Genomic DNA, 18,912 nt, shown 5'->3' with positions numbered 1-18,912 from the left:
AATCCAATAACAGTTCGTGATTTGATTCACGGACAGCAAGACAAAATCGGGCAAGATTCATTACTTATGAAAGTACTAAACAATGTGTGAGTGACTTGATTAGGAGAGAGTGCAATGAGAAGTAACATGATTAAAATGGGTGTCGATCGCGCACCTCACCGAAGCTTACTTTACGCGACAGGCATTAAAACGAAAGATTTAGAGAAACCGTTCATTGGCGTATGTAACTCATACATTGATATTATTCCAGGGCATAAACACTTAAACAAATTTGCTGAAATTGTTAAAGAAGCAATTTGGGAAGCGGGCGGAGTACCGTTCGAATTCAATACAATTGGTGTAGACGATGGAATTGCGATGGGACATATCGGCATGAGGTATTCATTGCCAAGCCGTGAGCTGATTGCGGATTCGGCAGAAACAGTGATTAATGCACACTGGTTTGACGGTGTGTTCTACATACCAAACTGTGACAAAATCACACCGGGTATGCTGATGGCGGCGGTGCGGACGAATGTACCTTCTATATTTGTATCAGGTGGTCCGATGGAAGCTGGAGTATCTGCAGAAGGGCAAGCACTTTCCCTGACATCCGTATTTGAAGGAGTCGGCGCATACAAGGCAGGCAAGATGACAGCAGAAGAACTGCTAGACATTGAAAACAATGCGTGTCCAACATGTGGTTCTTGTTCAGGAATGTTCACAGCGAACTCCATGAACTGCTTGATGGAAATGCTTGGCGTTACACTACCAGGAAACGGTACGATTGTAGCGACTTCAGATGAGCGTCATAAGCTCATTAAAGAAGCGGCTAAACAATTGGTCCGGATGGTAAAAGAAGACGTTAAACCTCGCGACATCATTACAAAAGAAGCAATTGACGATGCTTTCGCTTTAGATATGGCGATGGGTGGTTCAACAAATACAGTACTCCACACATTGGCTATTGCACATGAAGCGGAAATTGACTATAAAGTCCAAGACATTAATATGGTAGCAGAGCGCGTTCCTTATTTAGCGAAAATTATGCCAGCTTCAGACGTGTCAATGGACGATATCTTTAAAGCAGGGGGCGTGAGTTCAATTATCAATGAACTCACAAAAGTCCCAGGCGCCATCCACCCAGATCGTTTGACGGTCACAGGCAAAACGATTGGTGAAGATGTAGCAGAGTATCAAATTACGAATGATCAAGTCATTCGTACAAAAGATAATCCGCACAGCCCAGTTGGAGGACTATCCGTCTTATTCGGCAACATTGCGCCGGATGGTGGAGTCATTAAAGTCGGTGCTGTCGATCCATCCATTAAAGAATTCCGTGGTGAAGCGATTGTCTTTGAATCGCAAGAGGATGCACAGGAAAACATCGACAATGGCACCGTACGTGAAGGTCATGTCGTAGTCATTCGCTACGAAGGACCAAAAGGTGGGCCGGGAATGCCAGAAATGCTTGCACCAACATCGGCGATTCAAGGACGTGGTTTGGGAACGAAAGTAGCCCTCATTACGGACGGACGTTTCTCCGGGGCATCTCGTGGTATTTCCATCGGACATATTTCTCCAGAAGCTGCGGACGGTGGACCGATTGCGCTTGTGGAAAATGGAGACATTATCACAATTGATTTGACAAATAGAACGATTGATCTTGAAGTGGCCGAAGACATTTTGGCTGAACGTCAATCGAAATTACAACCGTTTGAACCGAAGATTAAAAAAGGTTGGTTAGCTCGATACTCCGCACTTGTGACATCTGCAAGTACGGGCGGCGTGATGAAAATTTAACTTAATAACGGGGTTCAAACCCTGGAGTAATTGAATATACGAACTCGTTGATGAGGTAAAAGTGGTTGGAATTTTGTATTCCCAGAGAGCCGGTCGTGCTGGAAGCCGGCAATACAACCAACCGCGACATCCCCTCGGAGTGAATGGCTGAAACCTCATATGGAGTAGGCGATTCCGGGCGTAGAGAAATCTGTGCTCGTTAAAAACGAATAGACATTGTCTATTCATAAGGTAGCGAATTTGCTACGAACAAGGGTGGTACCATGAAAAGCTTTTTCATCCCTATGTAAAGGAACATGTTTCTTTGCGTGGGGAGAAAAGGCTTTTTTTATCTTTATTCAGCTGAATAAAGACAAAGCCCCTGACCTCAATTACGCCAAGGTATAAATGATATGTTTAATTAAGTGATTATTCCTATTCATAAGAAAGTAAGGAGGAGTTTGCAAATGAATGCTGGAGTTCAAACGAAGCAAGCAACAACAGAAGAAGTTCCGACGACGGTGAATGAGCAAGAACAAACAACACAACCGATGGATGGGTCTGCTGTCCTCATTCAGGCCTTGAAAGAACAAGATGTCGAAATCATTTTCGGCTATCCTGGAGGTGCCGTCTTACCAATTTATGACGCACTTTACAAGAACCCGATTAGCCACGTGCTTGCACGTCATGAACAAGGAGCCATTCATGCGGCGGAAGGCTATGCACGTGTTTCTGGAAAACCGGGAGTGGTCATTGCTACATCGGGACCAGGTGCAACAAACCTTGTCACAGGGATTACAGACGCGATGATGGATTCTTTACCACTCGTTGTTTTCACGGGGCAAGTTGCAAGTTCAGTCATCGGAACGGATGCATTCCAAGAGGCAGATATCATTGGAATTACGCAACCAATCACGAAGCATAATTATCAAGTGAATGATGTAGCTGATTTCCCACGCATCATTAAAGAAGCGTTCCATATCGCTTCCACAGGTCGTCCTGGTCCAGTACTCGTCGATATTCCCAAAAATATTGCGACAGGATTGTTTACGCCAGCGGATGTGAAAGAGGCTGAAGTCAATTTACCAGGTTACCAACCGACAACGACTCCGAACTTCTTGCAAATCCAAAAAGCAGCACAAGCCATCTCGCAAGCAAAAAAACCACTCATTCTTGCAGGAGCAGGCATTCTTCACGCACAAGCAATGGACGAATTAAAAGAATTTGTTGAAAAACACCAAATTCCTGTTACGAACACATTGCTAGGACTAGGCAGTATCCGTGGAGATCACGAGTTGTTCATAGGAATGGCAGGCATGCACGGAACAGTGACAGCCAATATGTCTTTGTATGAATGCGATGTTCTACTCAATATCGGTGCTCGATTTGATGACAGGCTAACGGGCAATTTAGAGCAATTCGCTCCGAATGCGAAAGTAATCCATATTGACATCGACCCAGCTGAAATCGGGAAAAACGTTCCAACAGAAATCCCGATTGTAGCAGACGCAAAAGAAGCTTTACAAGCACTACTCAAGCAAGATATCGCTGTGACAGAAGCAGCTGAATGGCTAGCGCACTTGAACGAATCGATGGAAAAGTATCCATTATGGTACAAAGCCGATGACAATGCGCTACTTGCACAACAAGCAGTTGAAATTATCCACCGTGTAACAGAAGGAGATGCGATTGTAACCACAGACGTTGGTCAGCATCAGATGTGGGCAGCACAATACTATCCACTGAATAATCCCGATCATTGGGTAACTTCTGGAGGTCTTGGAACAATGGGGTTCGGCTTCCCAGCAGCGATTGGCGCGCAACTTGCCAAGCCCGATAAACGCGTTATTGCGATTGTTGGAGATGCAGGTTTTCAAATGACGGCACAGGAATTATCGTTACTCCAAGAGCTACGCATTCCTGTAAAAGTAGTCATTTTGAATAACGAAGCACTTGGTATGGTTCGTCAATGGCAAGAAACGTTTTACGAGGAGCGTTACTCGCAGTCACTCATTCCTGTACAACCTGACTTTTTAAAGTTGGCAGAAGCGTATGACATTAAAGGGTACCGAATCGAAACGTTGGAAGAGGCTGAAACAGTGTTCCAAGAAGCACTATTATCAGATGAACCGGTATTGATTGATTGCCGCGTGAAACGCCTGGAAAATGTTTACCCAATGGTAGCACCTGGGAAAGGCGTACATGAAATGATTGGGGTGAGCCCGCAATGAAAAGAGTCATTACTGTAACAGTTATCAACCAAAGTGGAGTATTGAATCGAGTAACCGGGTTACTCATGAAAAGGCAGTTCAATATCGAAAGCATTACGGTCGGCCATACCGAGCAACCGGATATGTCGAAAATGACGTTCGTCGTCAATGTGGAGGACGAACGGAAAATTGAGCAGCTCGTCAAACAGCTGTCCAAACAAATCGATGTACTGAAGGTCAATGACATCACTGAAAAATCCATGGTGATGCGCGAGTTAGCGCTCATAAAAGTCATTTCACCTCCACATGTTCGAAGTGAAATGAATAGCATCATTGAACCGTTCCGAGCGAGAATTCTCGACTCTAGTAAAAGTGTCGTGACGTACCAAGTAGTCGGTCATCCCGATAAGATCGAGGCAGTCATTGAATTGCTACGACCATATGGCATTAAGGAATTGACACGCACAGGTGCGACAGCGATGAAGCGCGATATGCAAAAGGTTCAAGCGCCACAGTTATCTATTTTGAAACAATAATAATCAATTACGCCTTGGCGTAATTGCGTCCGGATTTTTTCGAACTTAGGTTGCCTTCTAAAGCACCCCTTAAAAATCTGTGACATCCGCCGGAGGCTTTATCTGGCACAGATAAAAGAGGTTCATAGCAACACCATATAAATCTAAAAAAAAACAGACAACCCACTAGGAGGAAATTATTATGACAAAAATGTACTATAACCAAGATATCAACGAGGCAGTTCTACAAGATAAAACAATCGCGGTAATCGGATACGGTTCACAAGGTCACGCACACGCACAAAACCTAAACGACTCTGGTTTCAATGTCATTGTTGGTGTACGCGAAGGGAAATCTTTCGACCAAGCAAAACAAGACGGTCTAACGGTTAAAACAGTTCGTGAAGCAGCGGAAGCAGCAGACGTAATCATGATTCTTCTTCCAGACGAAAGACAAAAAGCAGTTTACGATGAAGAAATCCAACCAGCGCTAAAAGCAGGTAAATCACTTGTTTTCGCACACGGTTTCAACGTGCACTTCGGTCAAATCGTACCACCTGCGGATGTTGACGTATTCCTTGTAGCACCAAAAGGACCAGGTCACCTTGTTCGCCGTACATTCGAAGCTGGCGCAGGCGTACCTGCACTATTCGCTGTATACCAAGACGTATCAGGCAATGCGAAAGACGTTGCACTTGCGTATGCAAAAGCAATCGGTTCTGCTCGCGGTGGTGTACTTGAAACATCATTCAAAGAAGAAACTGAAACGGATCTATTCGGAGAGCAAGCAGTACTTTGCGGTGGTTTGACTGCACTCGTAAAAGCTGGATTTGAAACACTTGTAGAAGCAGGTTACCAACCAGAACTTGCGTACTTTGAAACACTACATGAAACAAAACTTATCGTTGACTTGATGTACGAAGGCGGTATGGCAGGTATGCGTTACTCAATCTCCGATACAGCTGAGTGGGGCGACTTTGTATCAGGTCCACGCGTTGTCGATGCAGATACAAAAGCACGCATGAAAGACATCCTAACAGACATTCAATCAGGTAAATTTGCAAGAGAGTGGATCGCGGAAAACGAAAACGGTCGTCCGAACTTCAACCGTATCGAGCAAGAAGAAGCGAAACACCAAATTGAAGAAGTGGGTCAAAGACTACGTGCAATGATGCCGTTTGTAAATGAAGGTGCAAAAACAAAAGAGGAAGAAGTGGTGGGCAGTGCGAAAAATTGACATATTTGATACGACACTTCGGGACGGAGAACAATCAGCGGGTATTAATCTAAATACAGCTGAGAAATTAGAAATTGCGAAGCAACTTGAAAAATTCGGGGCAACAATTATTGAAGCAGGGTTTCCTGCTTCATCCCCGGGTGATTTTGAAGCGGTTCAACGCATTGCGAACACGGTAAAAAAGTCGACAGTAACAGGTCTTGCCCGTGCGATGAAAAGTGATATTGAAACGTCATGGGAGGCACTTCGTGGTGCGGAACAACCTCATTTACATGTCTTTTTAGCAACATCACCGATTCATATGGAATACAAGCTTCAAAAAACACCTGATCAAGTTGTGGATATTGCGGTAGAAGCGGTGAAATATGCGCGTAAGTTTTTCCCACTTGTCCAATGGTCGGCGGAAGATGCTTTCCGTTCAGACCGAGAATTCCTCGTTCGCATTATCAATCAAGTCATTGCAGCTGGTGCAACAGTTATTAATATACCAGATACAGTCGGCTATGCAACGCCGCAAGAATATGGTGCTTTGTTTAAATACTTAAAAGAAAATGTAACAGGTATTGACAACGTCAAGCTATCTGCACATTGTCACAATGACCTTGGCATGGCGGTTGCCAACTCGATTGCAGCGATTGAAAATGGTGCCGATCAAGTTGAAGGAACGATCAATGGTATTGGTGAACGTGCTGGAAATGCTGCACTTGAAGAAATTGCCGTAGCACTTCATGTCCGTAAAGATTTTTATGGACTTGAAACAGGTATCAATCTACAGGAAATCAAGCGCACAAGCCAGCTTGTCAGTCAATTGACAGGCGTTGTGATCCAGCCAAACAAAGCGGTTGTCGGGAAAAATGCCTTTGCGCATGAATCGGGTATTCACCAAGATGGTTATCTGAAAAACCGTGAAACATATGAAATCATTACGCCCGAACTCATTGGCGATAAAACAGAACCGCTTGCCCTTGGGAAGCATTCTGGCCGACACGCATTCAAAGATCGTGCCATTACAATGGGCTTCGATTTGGATGATGACAAGTTGAATAAAGCATTTGCGGAGTTTAAAAAATTAGCAGACCGTAAAAAGGAAATTACAGAAGACGATCTGTTCGTTTTATTCACAGACCAGCAAATTAAACATAAGGACACACCTGTTTATGAATTGACGAATGTGCAAGTTCAGTATGGAACGGCGAACATTCCAACGGCAACTGTATCAGCGGTTGAGCCAAGCGGCGAATCCGTGACAGTAGCAGCGACAGGTGCTGGATCAGTAGAAGCGATTTTCAATACATTGGAGCAACTCGTCACAGGAAAAGTCCATATTTTGGATTACCGTGTGACATCCATTGGAAAAGGCCGCGATGCACTTGGCGAAGCAGTCGTCAACTTGAGCATAGATGGTGAAGTATCCATTGGGCGCGATGTTGCGCAAGACGTATTGGAAGCATCGGCAAAAGCATATTTGAATGCCATTAACAGACATTTGATGAAAATAGCAACGCCAGTGAGAGCCGTTGTTACTGAAGTGAATTAAAACAAGGAGGAGAAGTCCTATGGAAAAGAGAGTAGCGGTATTACCAGGTGATGGAATTGGTCCAGAAGTGACAGCAGCAGCGGTTAAGGTGTTGGAAACGATTGGAAGACGCTTTAATCATACATTTCATATTGAATACGGATCAATCGGTGGTATAGCGATTGATAAGTATAAAAATCCACTTCCGGATGAAACAATTAAGCTTTGCGAAGAGAGTGATGCCGTTCTCTTAGGGGCAGTGGGAGGACCAAAATGGGATCAGAATCCTTCAGAACTGCGACCTGAAAAAGGCTTGCTGGCCATTCGGAAACACTTCGACCTTTTTGCCAATCTTCGTCCCGTGGCGGCCGTACCGGCTCTGCTTCATGCTTCTCCTCTAAAAGAAGAAGTCGCACAGGATGTCAATATGATGATTGTTCGGGAACTGACAGGCGGCTTGTATTTTGGAGAGCCGAGTCGCAAAACAGACAAATCAGCTGTGGACACACTAGTGTATACGCGGGAAGAAATCGAACGCATTGTGGAAAAGGCTTTCGAACTTGCGCGACTACGTAAAGGAAAAGTAACGTCTGTGGACAAAGCAAACGTGCTCGAATCGAGTAAGCTGTGGCGTGAAATTGTAGAAGAGAAGAAGCAGGCATATCCAGACATCGAAGTGGAGCATGCATTAGTCGACTCTTGTGCCATGAAGCTAATTACTAATCCTGGGACGTATGATGTTGTCGTAACGGAAAATATGTTTGGCGATATTTTGAGTGATGAAGCGTCTGTCATCACAGGTTCACTTGGCGTGTTACCGTCGGCTAGTATTAACAGCGATAACTTTGGGTTGTATGAGCCGGTACATGGATCTGCACCTGAAATCGCAGGTCTTGGTGTAGCGAATCCAGCAGCAACGATTTTATCGGTTGCGATGATGCTGAAATATTCGTTCGGACTGACAACGGAAGCGTCAGCGATTGAGGCGGCAGTTAACACGGCGTTTGAAGACGGCTTCTTCACAGCTGATCTTGCGTCACCAGAGCAACGCGTACTCTCCACAAAAGAGTGGACAGACAAAATTGTCGATGAGCTTGATACGCAATTTGTGTCCAATAGCATTATGTTTTCATACGTTTAATAAAGCTACCAATGTGTTTGATAGAATCTGAATCAAGAGGGGATAGGAATATTCCCTCTTCGATGTACTTTATACATAGAAAGGAGAAGCGCAAATGGCGAAAAATATTATTGAGAAAATTTGGGACCAGCATGTCGTATATGAAGAACAGGGGAAGCCGGATTTGCTGTATATCGATCTTCATTTGTTGCATGAAGTGACATCTCCTCAAGCATTTGAAGGCCTACGATTGGCGAATCGGACTGTGCGACGACCAGATCTTTGCTTTGCGACGATGGACCATAATGTGCCAACGAAAAATTTACCTACTATTAAAGATCCGATTGCTAAAAAGCAGATCACAACGCTTCAAAAGAACTGTGATGAATTCGGTGTTCCACTTGCTAATATGGATCATCCAGATCAAGGGATTGTCCACATCATTGGACCGGAGCTTGGACTGACACAACCAGGGAAAACGATTGTTTGTGGAGATAGCCATACGTCTACGCATGGTGCGTTCGGAGCGATTGCGTTTGGGATTGGAACGAGTGAGGTAGAGCATGTGTTATCAACACAAACACTTTGGCAATCCAAACCGAAAACAATGGAAATCCGTGTCAATGGAAAACTTGGCTTTGGCGTAGCAGCAAAAGATATCATTTTGGCGATTATCGCGAAATTTGGCATCGATGTTGGGACGGGCCATATCGCTGAGTTTACGGGTGAAGCGATTCGCAATCTGACGATGGAAGAACGGATGACCGTTTGTAATATGTCCATCGAAGCAGGAGCGAAAGCGGGTTTGATTAGCCCGGATGAAACAACGGTTTCTTATCTAAAAGGACGCCGACATGTTCCGGAAGGTGAAGCATTCGATGAGGCAGCTGCAGCTTGGTTAGCACTTGCTTCGGATGAAGATGCGACATATGACACGGTTATTGAAATCGATGCAGCTAGTATCGAGCCGTTTGTAACATGGGGAACAAACCCAGCAATGGGATCAGGCATTACCGCTCATGTTCCGTATGCGAAAGACTTTGAGGATGAGTCCGACAAAGAGGCATTGAAAAAAGCACTTGCTTACATGGGACTAGAAGAAGGTATGCCACTCACTTCTATCGACATTCAGCATGTCTTTATTGGCTCATGTACCAATGCACGGTTAAGTGACCTGCGAGCAGCTGCTAAAGTGATTGAAGGGAAAAAAGTGCACGAGGCAGTCACAGCCATTGTCGTTCCTGGCTCACGTACTGTGAAAAAACAGGCAGAGGAAGAAGGATTGGATTCCATTTTCCTTGAAGCGGGATTTGAATGGCGAGAATCGGGTTGCAGTATGTGCTTGGCGATGAATGATGACGTAGTCCCAGCTGGTGAACGTTGTGCATCAACGTCGAACCGGAACTTTGAAGGACGCCAAGGTGCGGGTGCGCGTACGCATCTGATGAGCCCGGCAATGGCGGCAGCCTCTGCAATTGCAGGCCATTTTGTAGATGTAAGAGAACTGCAAAGCGCGAATGCATAACTGAAGGAGTTGATGATGAGATGAAGCCGATTAATGAAGTCGTGAGTGTTGTGACACCGTTAGATCGTAAAAACGTTGATACCGACCAAATTATTTCGAAGGAGTTCCTGAAACGCATTGAGCGGACAGGCTTTGGTAAGTATTTGTTCTATCATTGGCGATACGATGCAAACGGAGCAGAAGTGAAAGAATTTGTGTTAAATGATGAGCGATTTAAAGAATCGACAATCCTCGTTGCGCATGAAAACTTCGGTTGTGGCTCGTCAAGGGAGCATGCGCCGTGGGCGATTATGGATTATGGATACAACGTGGTCATAGCACCAAGTTTTGCGGATATATTCCATAATAACTGCATGAAAAATGGAATTCTTCCCATTAAGCTAAGTGTGTCTGAAGTAGAGGAACTGTTGGCAAATGGGCAACAGCAGCCTTACTCGATTACAGTAAACTTAGAAAAGCAACTAGTTGAGGGACAAGATGGCAAGAGCTACTCGTTTGACATTGATCCTTATTATAAACAAATGTTGTTAAATGGTTGGGATGAAATTTCACTGACATTCCAATATGAAGAGCATATTGCGAAGTATGAGGAACAACATGTGAAACAGCCGGTCTAACAGCTATAAAAAAATCTCGCCCTTTCATTGTGAAGAAATGAAAGGGCGAATTTTTTGCTTTTCAATCATTTATGAACAGTCTTTTTGAGCATGCCCTACCTCTACTTTAACTGATAGCTACACCACCACTTGCAGCACCTGTAAGGGTAGTTGCGACGTTAAGGCCAGTTGTAGTTACAGAAAATACAAGTAACAAGCGTTGTCCTGCTGTTACATTGATCGATAGGTTACTTGTAATACCGCTACTGATGTTACCGACTGAGATTAAACCTGTGAGAGATGGAGAAAGAGTAACAGTAGCGCCGGTAATTGGGCTGAATGTGTTGCTGCTTTGCGTTGCAACATATAACTGCGCCTGAACCGTTGCAGTTCCGAGAAGAACACCTAGTCCCGTTGTAACACTAAAGAATCCGGCTAATGAGGTGATGACGCCATTACGGGGAACTATATATGCATAGTTTAGAAGACCAGAAAGGTCTATGTTACCACTTACCAAGCTAACACCTGGAACAGCACTTCCAAATCCTACAAGACTTGTTGTTCCAACTAATCCGGCTATAGTGGCTGTTAATACAACTGGTGTTACTCCCGAAGCGAATGGAATGATGGCACTAGCACCCGTCACGCCCGTAGGTCCAATAGGCCCGGTAGGTCCAGTAGGTCCAATTGTGCCAGTCATACCCGTAGGTCCAGTAGAACCAGTCGCGCCATCTGCGCCATCGATCCCCGGTAGGCCTTGAATCCCTTGAGTTCCCGTCGCGCCGGTTGCCCCAGTGGCTCCATCTGCGCCATCAATTCCCGGAATCCCTTGAATGCCTTGAGTTCCCGTTGCGCCGGTTGCTCCAGTCGCGCCATCTGCGCCATCGATCCCCGGTAGGCCTTGAATTCCTTGAGTTCCCGTCGCGCCGGTTGCCCCAGTGGCTCCATCTGCGCCATCAATTCCCGGAATCCCTTGAATGCCTTGAGTTCCCGTTGCGCCGGTTGCTCCCGTCGCACCATCTGCGCCGTCAATCCCTGGAACTCCTTGAATGCCTTGAGTTCCCGTCGCGCCGGTTGCCCCAGTGGCTCCATCTGCGCCATCAATTCCCGGAATCCCTTGAATGCCTTGAGTTCCCGTTGCGCCGGTTGCTCCCGTCGCACCATCTGCGCCGTCAATCCCTGGAACTCCTTGAATGCCTTGAGCTCCCGTCGCGCCGGTTGCTCCAGTGGCCCCGTCTACGCCGTCAATCCCTTGCACGCCTTGAATGCCTTGACTTCCTGTCGCGCCGGTTGCCCCAGTGGCTCCATCTGCGCCATCAATTCCCGGAATCCCTTGAATGCCTTGACTTCCCGTTGCGCCGGTTGCTCCCGTCGCACCTGTCGCCCCAGTGGCTCCGTCTACGCCATCAATCCCCGGCACGCCTTGAATCCCTTGAGCCCCCGTATTTCCAGTCGGCCCCGGCACACCTTGAATACCTTGAACACCCTGAGGTCCAATCGGCCCTTGAGCCCCTGGGGGACCGGTAGCCCCAGTCGCGCCAGTAGCACCCTGACCATCACTTGGACAACAGCAACAATTACAGCATTTATGGCAACCACTGCATATATTTGATCCATTACATCCATTACCACTAGTAAATCCACGTCTTGCAAAACTATAAAAATCCATATTTTCACCACCTTCTGTACCATCTTATTCAAGTAATAAGCAAAGGGACGGGCTATCAACTACTTATTTTGGAGGGGATCTGGAGATTCCAATAGACCATCTACCGAAAACAGCCGCCACGACGAAATGTCGGAGCAGCTGTCAATCTATCTGCAAACTAAAATGTCTATTCATCCATTCTTTATTTCTTCAAAAGCGTATCTAAGTATTTTTTATTTCCAAGTATGCGCGTATCCGTTGGCCTAAATTCTCGTGCGGTTTCGTTGTGTTCGTAGGCTTTGGTGTAGTTTTGGAGTCGATCATAGAGGACGCATAATTGAAGGTGAGGTAACCAGGTGGAAAAGGCGATGTTCTCAAAGCTGAGGTGTAGCTGGTTTTCATCCAACAAGGCTTGTTGGTACCAATGAATAGCGGCTGTATGATTGCCTTGTTCCATAAAATAATAGCCAAGTCGACAACAGGTTTCGGGACGTGGCGCGTCATAGAGTAGCGTTTGCAAGGTAGCTTGTTGCGCCTTTTCTTGGTTGTCTAGTTGATAGTAGCAATCTGCAAGCTTCAGGCATGCGCGAATATTATCCTCAACCCATCCTAACTTTGAATCGAGAAATGTTTGATAGTAGTGGATGGCTTCTTCAAAATGTTGATGATCGACCAATTCATTAGCAAAGTAAAATGTATCACGTGGGGATAGTGGGGCCCCTGATTCGAGCAGCTTGCGATAGATTCGAATATTCCGTTCGTCATCATGGCTTAGGGGGGAGTGGGTGATGGCGATATCACTGTCCATTACATTCCCTGATACCTCAAGAAACTCATGGACAGCGCCAATCCACTGAAACTGTTTGGCCTTTTTAACCAAGCGATACCTTTTTAAGCGAGAGGTGACATTGCCATCCTCATCAAAACCTAAATGATAGTCCATCGACACGGCATCAATGGAAGGAGACAACGTCTGTTTGAGCAGTCTAAGCTTTTCCTGAGCCTCCACAGTCAACACATCGTCGGCATCTAACCACAGGATATAGTTTTGAGTCGCTTGTTGAAATGAAAAATTCCGTGCTGCTGCAAAATCCTCTATCCATTGAAAATCAACAACTCGATCCGTATATCGCTGACAAATTTCTTTCGTGCGATCCGTAGAACCTGTATCAACAATGATGATTTCTTCGACCAACGCACTGACTGAGTCTAAGCACCTCCCGATGACAGCCTCTTCGTTTTTGACAATCATGCACAAACTTATCGTTACCATTTCATCCCTCCGTACATTCTTTTCATGTATATGTAACAGTGGACAGACGTGTTCAAAGAGGTTTTGTATTAGTTATATATTAGTTATATATTGCAAATTCACTAGGTAATTCGGAGTTATCGGTAAAATTTACTTGGTATAGGAAAAATGATAGTCTAGTACAAGTTGATTGTATAATCGTTTTTACTGACATGATGTGTAAACGGTTACAATCATGTCGCTGGAACTGTATTTCGGAGGTTTGTGAAAATAAATTAAAAGATAAGGAGACTATAGATATGGATTTTTCACCATGGGTTTTATTCACGGATATCGGTTTGATATCTTTACTGCTGCTGGCAGGTACGATTATTCGCGCGAAAGTAGGATTCGTACAGCGCATGTTTTTACCGGCTAGTATTATAGCTGGTATTCTAGCATTGCTACTAGGGCCGAACGGTTTTAAAGTTCTGCCATTTTCCGATCAAATGGGCACGTATCCAGGTATTTTAATCGCGGTGATTTTCGGTACGTTGCCATTACTATCCCCGCGTATTGACTGGAAAGCGATTAAAACAAGAGTAGGGAGTATGTGGGCATACTCACAGCTCGCGATGGTTCTTATGTGGGGCGGGGGATTATTATTTGCCATCTTACTTTTGAACCCGTTTTGGGATGGTTTGCATGATGGCTTTGGTTTGTTGTTGGCTGCTGGTTTTGTTGGTGGACACGGAACGGCTGCAGCGATTGGTGCAACGTTCGCACAGAATGGTTGGGAAGAGGCTACTTCTTTAGCGATGACTTCTGCAACAGTAGGGATTATTAGTGCGATTTTAATCGGTATTCTCTTCATTAAACGAGGGTCTGCGAAAGGTCATACGTCATTCCTTGCATCGTTCGATGAATTACCGAATGAGCTTCGCACAGGGTTAATCCCTCCTGGATCACGCATTAAGTCTGAAACAGATACAGTTTCTTCAATTTCCATTGATCCATATGTATTCCACTTGTCGATCGTCACGATTATTGCAATGGGTGGATATTACTTAAGTCAGTTGGGCGCAATGCTGTTACCAAGCGTTGTCATTCCCGCATTTTCATTGGCGTTTTTAGTCGGTTTACTTGTAAAGAAAATCATGAATATGACGAACACCGAAAAGTATATGAGTACGGATGTTGTCAACCGTATTAGTGGTAGTGCGACAGATATTTTAGTTGCATTCGGAATTGGATCGATCAGCGTATCCGTTGTACTCGATTATGCTGTCCCGCTTATTCTATTGTTTGTCTTCGGGCTATGCTATGCCTTCCTATTTTTCTCCGTATTTTCGAAGAAGTTCTTTCCGCAGTATTGGTTTGAAAAAGGAATCTTCACATGGGGTTGGACGACAGGCACAGTGGCAATGGGCATGGCGCTTCTGCGCATTGTTGACCCGAAAGGTGAAAGTAAAACACTCGATGATTATGGCTTGGCGTATATTCCGATTGCGCCGGTTGAAATCTTGCTTGTGACATTTGCACCAATGCTCGTCCTGCAATCACAAGGTCTTGTCTTTGTAGGGATTGTTGCCGTATTTGCGCTTGTCATTTACTTGATGTCTATGAAATATAACTGGCTGACTCGTAAGAAGACGTCTTAAAACAATAGCCAAATAGCCCCTGCCGTCAGTAGTGACGTTCAGGGGCTATTTTTGTCTAAATAAGGTAACATAGAGAGAAAGAATGCGTGCACCGTAAATTACTCGGACAATGAGGTGAATTATGAAAATAAATGTCGCAATAATCATATCATTGGCAATTTTCGTGTTTACGTTTTTAGGTGTGTATCACGTAGCGCCAACATCTAACAAGGATACGCTGATGGTGTTAGATGCAGCGCTTGTTTCAGGCTATTTGATGTTAGGGTTATTTTATCTAGGTGCTTATATCCAACAACGCAAGGATCTCTTTCAGCTTTACTTCAGCTTGTATTGCATCACACAAGGCTTATATGTTTCCACATTAAACGAACAATTAATCAGTCTCGTAATGGATGAGCTGACGAGCGAAGCGCTTAATGGCATTCAACTTTACCTCATTCATATTGTCGCCCTATTTTTTATGCTCTATGCGTATCGTTTTTTTCAACAATATGCTAGAAAACAAACAGTCATTTTCTTAAGTGTACTCTTAGGTCTTCAAGGGACGTTATTTGGTCTCCTGCAAGTGAACGAATGGTTGCTAAGTGGTCTTCCACTACTGTATAAAGACGCTGTCATGATTTCGGGGCTTAGCATTAGCAATCTATACATTATTTTCATTTTAATCAAAGCAGTCATCGGCCACAAAGAAGGCGTTGAATACTTAGTCGTCATCGTGACAACTTTCATCTGTCATGGCATGTTAATTGGTTTGAACTTTTTGCTTGCTAGTCCCGTTGGCTATTTACATGTCGTGTTGTTTGTCATTATGACGATTAGCGTGTCGCTACTGATGGGGCATCGTTTCCATACGGCTTATTTACAAGTAGAGCAGCTATCCCAAAACTTACTCATTTACGATCGGTTAAAGGATGAATTTATCATCAATACTTCCCAAGAACTACAAGCCCCATTGCATGACATGATTCAAGTCTCGAAGTCATTAATGGAAGGAACAGCAGGACCGCTGCGCTCAAAGCAACAGGAACGCGTGCTACACATACATAATGTCGGCAAGCGTTTAGCGCTAATCGTGGAGCAATTCGTAGACGTTAGCAAAATCAAACAAGGGGAACGAAGCGTCGAACCAACATTAGTAGATTTGCGATGCATTGACGATGTCTTGAAGGAAATCCGTTATTTGCTGCCTCACTCCTATCCAGTCGCCATTCGGAATGAAGTCGTCGCCCCTACGCCATTCATCTATGCGGATGAACAACGCGTGAAGCAAATAATCTTTAACTTAATGAACAATGCGGTTCAGCATACGACACAAGGCACAATTACCATTTCGGCAGAGGTGAAAGAGCAGGACATGCACATTACGGTTGCGGATACAGGCAGTGGCATTGCAAAAGCGCATGTGGGGCATATCTTTACGCCGTATTATCAAGTAGACAATATGGAGAAAGTGGCCACGGAAGGACTTGAAATGGGGCTGTCGATTACAAAGCAGCTTGTTGAATTATCGGGGGGGAGCATTTGGGCACAATCGGTGTACGATGAAGGCTCACGCTTTACGTTTACGTTGCCGTTAGCGACACCAGAGCAAATTATTGTACGAACTACTCAAAATAGTGTGATAGGATCCGATAATACTAGGGAGCAGCCACTAGGTATTTCGAAGTTGAAACTGCCACAAAAAATCATTGGGACAAATCGAGCAACGGTTCTCGTTGTAGACGATGATCATAAAAACCTTGATGTGCTCATTGAACTGGTTGGATCACTGGATTACACGGTTATTGCTGTCGACAATGGTCCAGATGCGATGGCAATGCTTGAGCGTAACGTCATCGATTTGATGATTGTGGATTTAATAATGCCTGGCTACGTAGTATGTAAACAAGTTCGACAAGCTTATGATTTAGTGGAGCTTCCCATCGTTATCTTGACGGAGGGAGCGAAATCAACCGATTTTGTGACAGCTATGAAAGTAGGAGCGAATGACTTCTTGCGCAAGCCGCTGTTACCAGAGGAACTGAAGGTCAAAATCGCCTCACTCGTTGCGATGAAGCGAGCGGCCCAACAGTCGATTCATGATGAATTGAGTAATTTTCACGCGCAAATTGCGCCCCATTTTTTATATAATACGTTAAATACAATTATTGCGTTAACCTATAAAGATACCGAAAAAGCGAGAGAAGCTTTGCAGCATTTGGCGACCTATTTTAGAGCGAAATTAGATTTTTACTCTCAAAACACGGTAGTTTTATTGGAACAGGAGCTGGATTTGGTTCAGTCTTATGTGGCCATTGAACAGATGCGCTACGGAGATCGGCTCATCGTCAACTATGCGATAGACGAGCAGGTGAAGGCAAGGATACCGTCGTTGACCATTCAGCCGCTTGTGGAAAATGCGATTCGACATGGGATTTCCAAAAAAGATACTGTGGGAACATTAGGCATCTCCGTTCAGCAACAAGGGGGCGATGTAGTCATTCGAATTGAAGATGACGGCGTGGGTATGTCGGAAGAAAAACAAGCTGCGCTATTGAATAATACAAATGGTGGTATTGGCTTTGTCAATTCGTTCAACAAGCTAAAATTGGTGAAGAATGCACAATTTAGCTTGGAAAGTGCTGAGGGGAAGGGCACAACAATTACAATCATCTTACCGGGAGTGAAGAACAGTGAAGGTCGTGTTAATCGATGATGAGCAGTTAGCGATCGATGTACTAGAAATCGTCATAGGGGAAATGAAAAACGTTGAAATTGTTGGGACATTTACTGATGCTAAACAAGCTTATCGAGAGATGGAGCAGCTTGCCGTTGATGTGGTCTTTTTAGATATGGAGATGGGCAATATACATGGGCTGGAGTTTGCAGAGGAATTAATGACGAAGTACCCTCGAGTGGAGGTGGTCTTTGTTACGGCCCATCCGCAATACGCGCTGGAAGCATTTGAAGTGAATGCCATCGACTATTTGTTAAAGCCGGTGAAAAAAGAGCGACTGCAAAAAACGATTGTCAAATTACAAGAGAAATTAGCGCTTTATGCAAATAACCAAACTGTTGCAGGAGATGCTAACGTACGATTATTTGCACAGACAATGGGCGGTTTTCGCTTGTTGGACCATCAAAACCGCGAAGTTCGGTGGCGGACGAAAAAGGTTAAGGAGCTTTTTATTTATCTATGGCATCATAAGGAACAGGAAAGCCATCGCACACGCATTATGGAAGAACTGTGGAGTGAAATGCCTGACGAAAAGGCGGCAACACTCATGCATACGACGGTCTATCAGTTGCGGAAACGCATTAAAGAAATTGGCATCGACAATCCGATTTCTTTAGTTAATGAACGATATGTATTGAATGTCGACGTTCAAAGTGACTTGACAGAGATAGAAGGGATGTTGCAAACGACAGAAATGTCTCGTTCGACAATTGAAAAGCTCATTGAACTCTACCAAGGAGATTTTTTGGAGGACGAGCATTACCAGTGGGCATTGCCGACCCAACAAAAAATGAAACAATCATTTTTACACTATTTGGAACAGTTCATTATGCAAGTCATTGATGATAAAAAACAGTCGTATTATATTGAAATTTGTTTGGAAAAGATGATTCAAATGGAACCTTATAATGAACGTGTTGTCTATTTGTTGCTCAATCATTTCGGCAAAATGAGCAAGATGCAGAAAATGGTCGCTTTATTCCATGAATTTAAGGCGAAGTGGATAGAGGATTTAGGGATTGATGTCCCGAAAGAGATTGTCAGTATTTACGCAGAACATTTAAAAAAATAGGTCAGAAGATCGAAGGCTATTTATTTCTCTGAGAAATTGGAGAAATAAATAGTCTTTTTTGTCTTGTTCAGAAAATGTTCAGAATGGTTTTGTTACTGTTTGTT

At 44.4% G+C, this 18,912-nt stretch carries 13 protein-coding genes; 11 read left to right on the top strand and 2 right to left on the bottom strand.

Features of this window, described 5'->3' with window-relative positions; translation table 11 throughout:
- Positions 1-114: 114 nt before the first annotated feature.
- The 8 genes from ilvD (at position 115) to leuD (ending at position 10,501) form a co-directional block, all read left to right on the top strand.
- Positions 115-1,782, top strand: coding sequence for a dihydroxy-acid dehydratase (ilvD, locus tag MKY34_RS21295; RefSeq protein WP_342513104.1), 1,668 nt, complete (start codon positions 115-117; stop codon positions 1,780-1,782).
- A gap of 446 nt (positions 1,783-2,228) precedes the next feature.
- On the top strand, positions 2,229-3,992 hold the full coding sequence (gene ilvB, locus MKY34_RS21290; protein ID WP_342513103.1) for an acetolactate synthase large subunit: 1,764 nt from the start codon (positions 2,229-2,231) through the stop codon (positions 3,990-3,992).
- Positions 3,989-4,507, top strand: a complete 519-nt coding sequence (gene ilvN / locus MKY34_RS21285; protein ID WP_342513102.1) for an acetolactate synthase small subunit — start codon at positions 3,989-3,991, stop codon at positions 4,505-4,507. The genes ilvB and ilvN overlap by 4 nt, the downstream gene beginning before the upstream one ends.
- 181 nt (positions 4,508-4,688) lie before the next feature.
- Positions 4,689-5,723, top strand: coding sequence for a ketol-acid reductoisomerase (gene ilvC / locus MKY34_RS21280; protein WP_342513101.1), 1,035 nt, complete (start codon positions 4,689-4,691; stop codon positions 5,721-5,723).
- A complete protein-coding gene (locus MKY34_RS21275; protein WP_342513100.1) occupies positions 5,710-7,260 on the top strand; it encodes a 2-isopropylmalate synthase in 1,551 nt (516 codons plus the stop codon). Before ilvC ends, MKY34_RS21275 begins: the two co-directional genes overlap by 14 nt.
- Positions 7,261-7,279: 19 nt before the next feature.
- Positions 7,280-8,380, top strand: a complete 1,101-nt coding sequence (gene leuB, locus MKY34_RS21270; protein ID WP_342513099.1) for a 3-isopropylmalate dehydrogenase — start codon at positions 7,280-7,282, stop codon at positions 8,378-8,380.
- A 94-nt stretch (positions 8,381-8,474) separates the two neighbouring features.
- On the top strand, positions 8,475-9,884 hold the full coding sequence (gene leuC / locus MKY34_RS21265) for a 3-isopropylmalate dehydratase large subunit (RefSeq protein ID WP_342513098.1): 1,410 nt from the start codon (positions 8,475-8,477) through the stop codon (positions 9,882-9,884).
- Between the two features lie 20 nt (positions 9,885-9,904).
- Positions 9,905-10,501, top strand: a complete 597-nt coding sequence (gene leuD, locus MKY34_RS21260) for a 3-isopropylmalate dehydratase small subunit (RefSeq protein WP_342513097.1) — start codon at positions 9,905-9,907, stop codon at positions 10,499-10,501.
- 106 nt (positions 10,502-10,607) lie between these two features.
- Here the strand turns inward: leuD and MKY34_RS21255 are convergent, their stop codons facing one another.
- Together MKY34_RS21255 and MKY34_RS21250 are read right to left on the bottom strand one after the other, a co-directional pair.
- Entirely contained in the window at positions 10,608-12,149 is a 1,542-nt protein-coding gene (locus tag MKY34_RS21255; RefSeq protein WP_342513096.1) for an exosporium glycoprotein BclB-related protein, read from the bottom strand.
- A 181-nt stretch (positions 12,150-12,330) separates the two neighbouring features.
- Entirely contained in the window at positions 12,331-13,401 is a 1,071-nt protein-coding gene (locus MKY34_RS21250; protein ID WP_342513095.1) for a glycosyltransferase, read from the bottom strand.
- A gap of 278 nt (positions 13,402-13,679) precedes the next feature.
- On the opposite strand from MKY34_RS21250, the gene MKY34_RS21245 reads away from it, so the two are divergent.
- The 3 genes from MKY34_RS21245 (at position 13,680) to MKY34_RS21235 (ending at position 18,808) form a co-directional block, all read left to right on the top strand.
- Complete coding sequence (locus MKY34_RS21245) at positions 13,680-15,020, top strand: sodium/glutamate symporter (RefSeq protein WP_342513094.1); 1,341 nt, start codon at positions 13,680-13,682, stop codon at positions 15,018-15,020.
- Positions 15,021-15,141: 121 nt separating this feature from the next.
- Positions 15,142-17,715 carry an ATP-binding protein gene (locus MKY34_RS21240; RefSeq protein ID WP_342513093.1) on the top strand — a complete coding sequence of 858 codons (2,574 nt, stop codon included), beginning with the start codon at positions 15,142-15,144 and terminating at the stop codon, positions 17,713-17,715.
- Complete coding sequence (locus tag MKY34_RS21235; RefSeq protein WP_342513092.1) at positions 17,693-18,808, top strand: response regulator; 1,116 nt, start codon at positions 17,693-17,695, stop codon at positions 18,806-18,808. The genes MKY34_RS21240 and MKY34_RS21235 overlap by 23 nt, the downstream gene beginning before the upstream one ends.
- Positions 18,809-18,912 lie beyond the last annotated feature (104 nt).

It is taken from the genome of Sporosarcina sp. FSL K6-1522 (assembly GCF_038622445.1).
Taxonomy (GTDB): domain Bacteria; phylum Bacillota; class Bacilli; order Bacillales_A; family Planococcaceae; genus Sporosarcina.
This window is presented reverse-complemented; position numbering and strand designations above follow the sequence as displayed.

Excerpts from the sequence above, each read along its gene's own strand:
- ilvC (WP_342513101.1), top strand. The coding sequence starts at position 4,689 with ATGACAAAAATGTACTATAACCAAGATATCAACGAGGCAGTTCTACAA.
- MKY34_RS21250 (WP_342513095.1), bottom strand. The coding sequence starts at position 13,401 with ATGGTAACGATAAGTTTGTGCATGATTGTCAAAAACGAAGAGGCTGTC.
- MKY34_RS21245 (WP_342513094.1), top strand. The coding sequence starts at position 13,680 with ATGGATTTTTCACCATGGGTTTTATTCACGGATATCGGTTTGATATCT.
- leuC (WP_342513098.1), top strand. The coding sequence starts at position 8,475 with ATGGCGAAAAATATTATTGAGAAAATTTGGGACCAGCATGTCGTATAT.
- ilvD (WP_342513104.1), top strand. The coding sequence starts at position 115 with ATGAGAAGTAACATGATTAAAATGGGTGTCGATCGCGCACCTCACCGA.
- leuB (WP_342513099.1), top strand. The coding sequence starts at position 7,280 with ATGGAAAAGAGAGTAGCGGTATTACCAGGTGATGGAATTGGTCCAGAA.
- leuD (WP_342513097.1), top strand. The coding sequence starts at position 9,905 with ATGAAGCCGATTAATGAAGTCGTGAGTGTTGTGACACCGTTAGATCGT.
- ilvB (WP_342513103.1), top strand. The coding sequence starts at position 2,229 with ATGAATGCTGGAGTTCAAACGAAGCAAGCAACAACAGAAGAAGTTCCG.
- ilvN (WP_342513102.1), top strand. The coding sequence starts at position 3,989 with ATGAAAAGAGTCATTACTGTAACAGTTATCAACCAAAGTGGAGTATTG.
- MKY34_RS21240 (WP_342513093.1), top strand. The coding sequence starts at position 15,142 with ATGAAAATAAATGTCGCAATAATCATATCATTGGCAATTTTCGTGTTT.
- MKY34_RS21255 (WP_342513096.1), bottom strand. The coding sequence starts at position 12,149 with ATGGATTTTTATAGTTTTGCAAGACGTGGATTTACTAGTGGTAATGGA.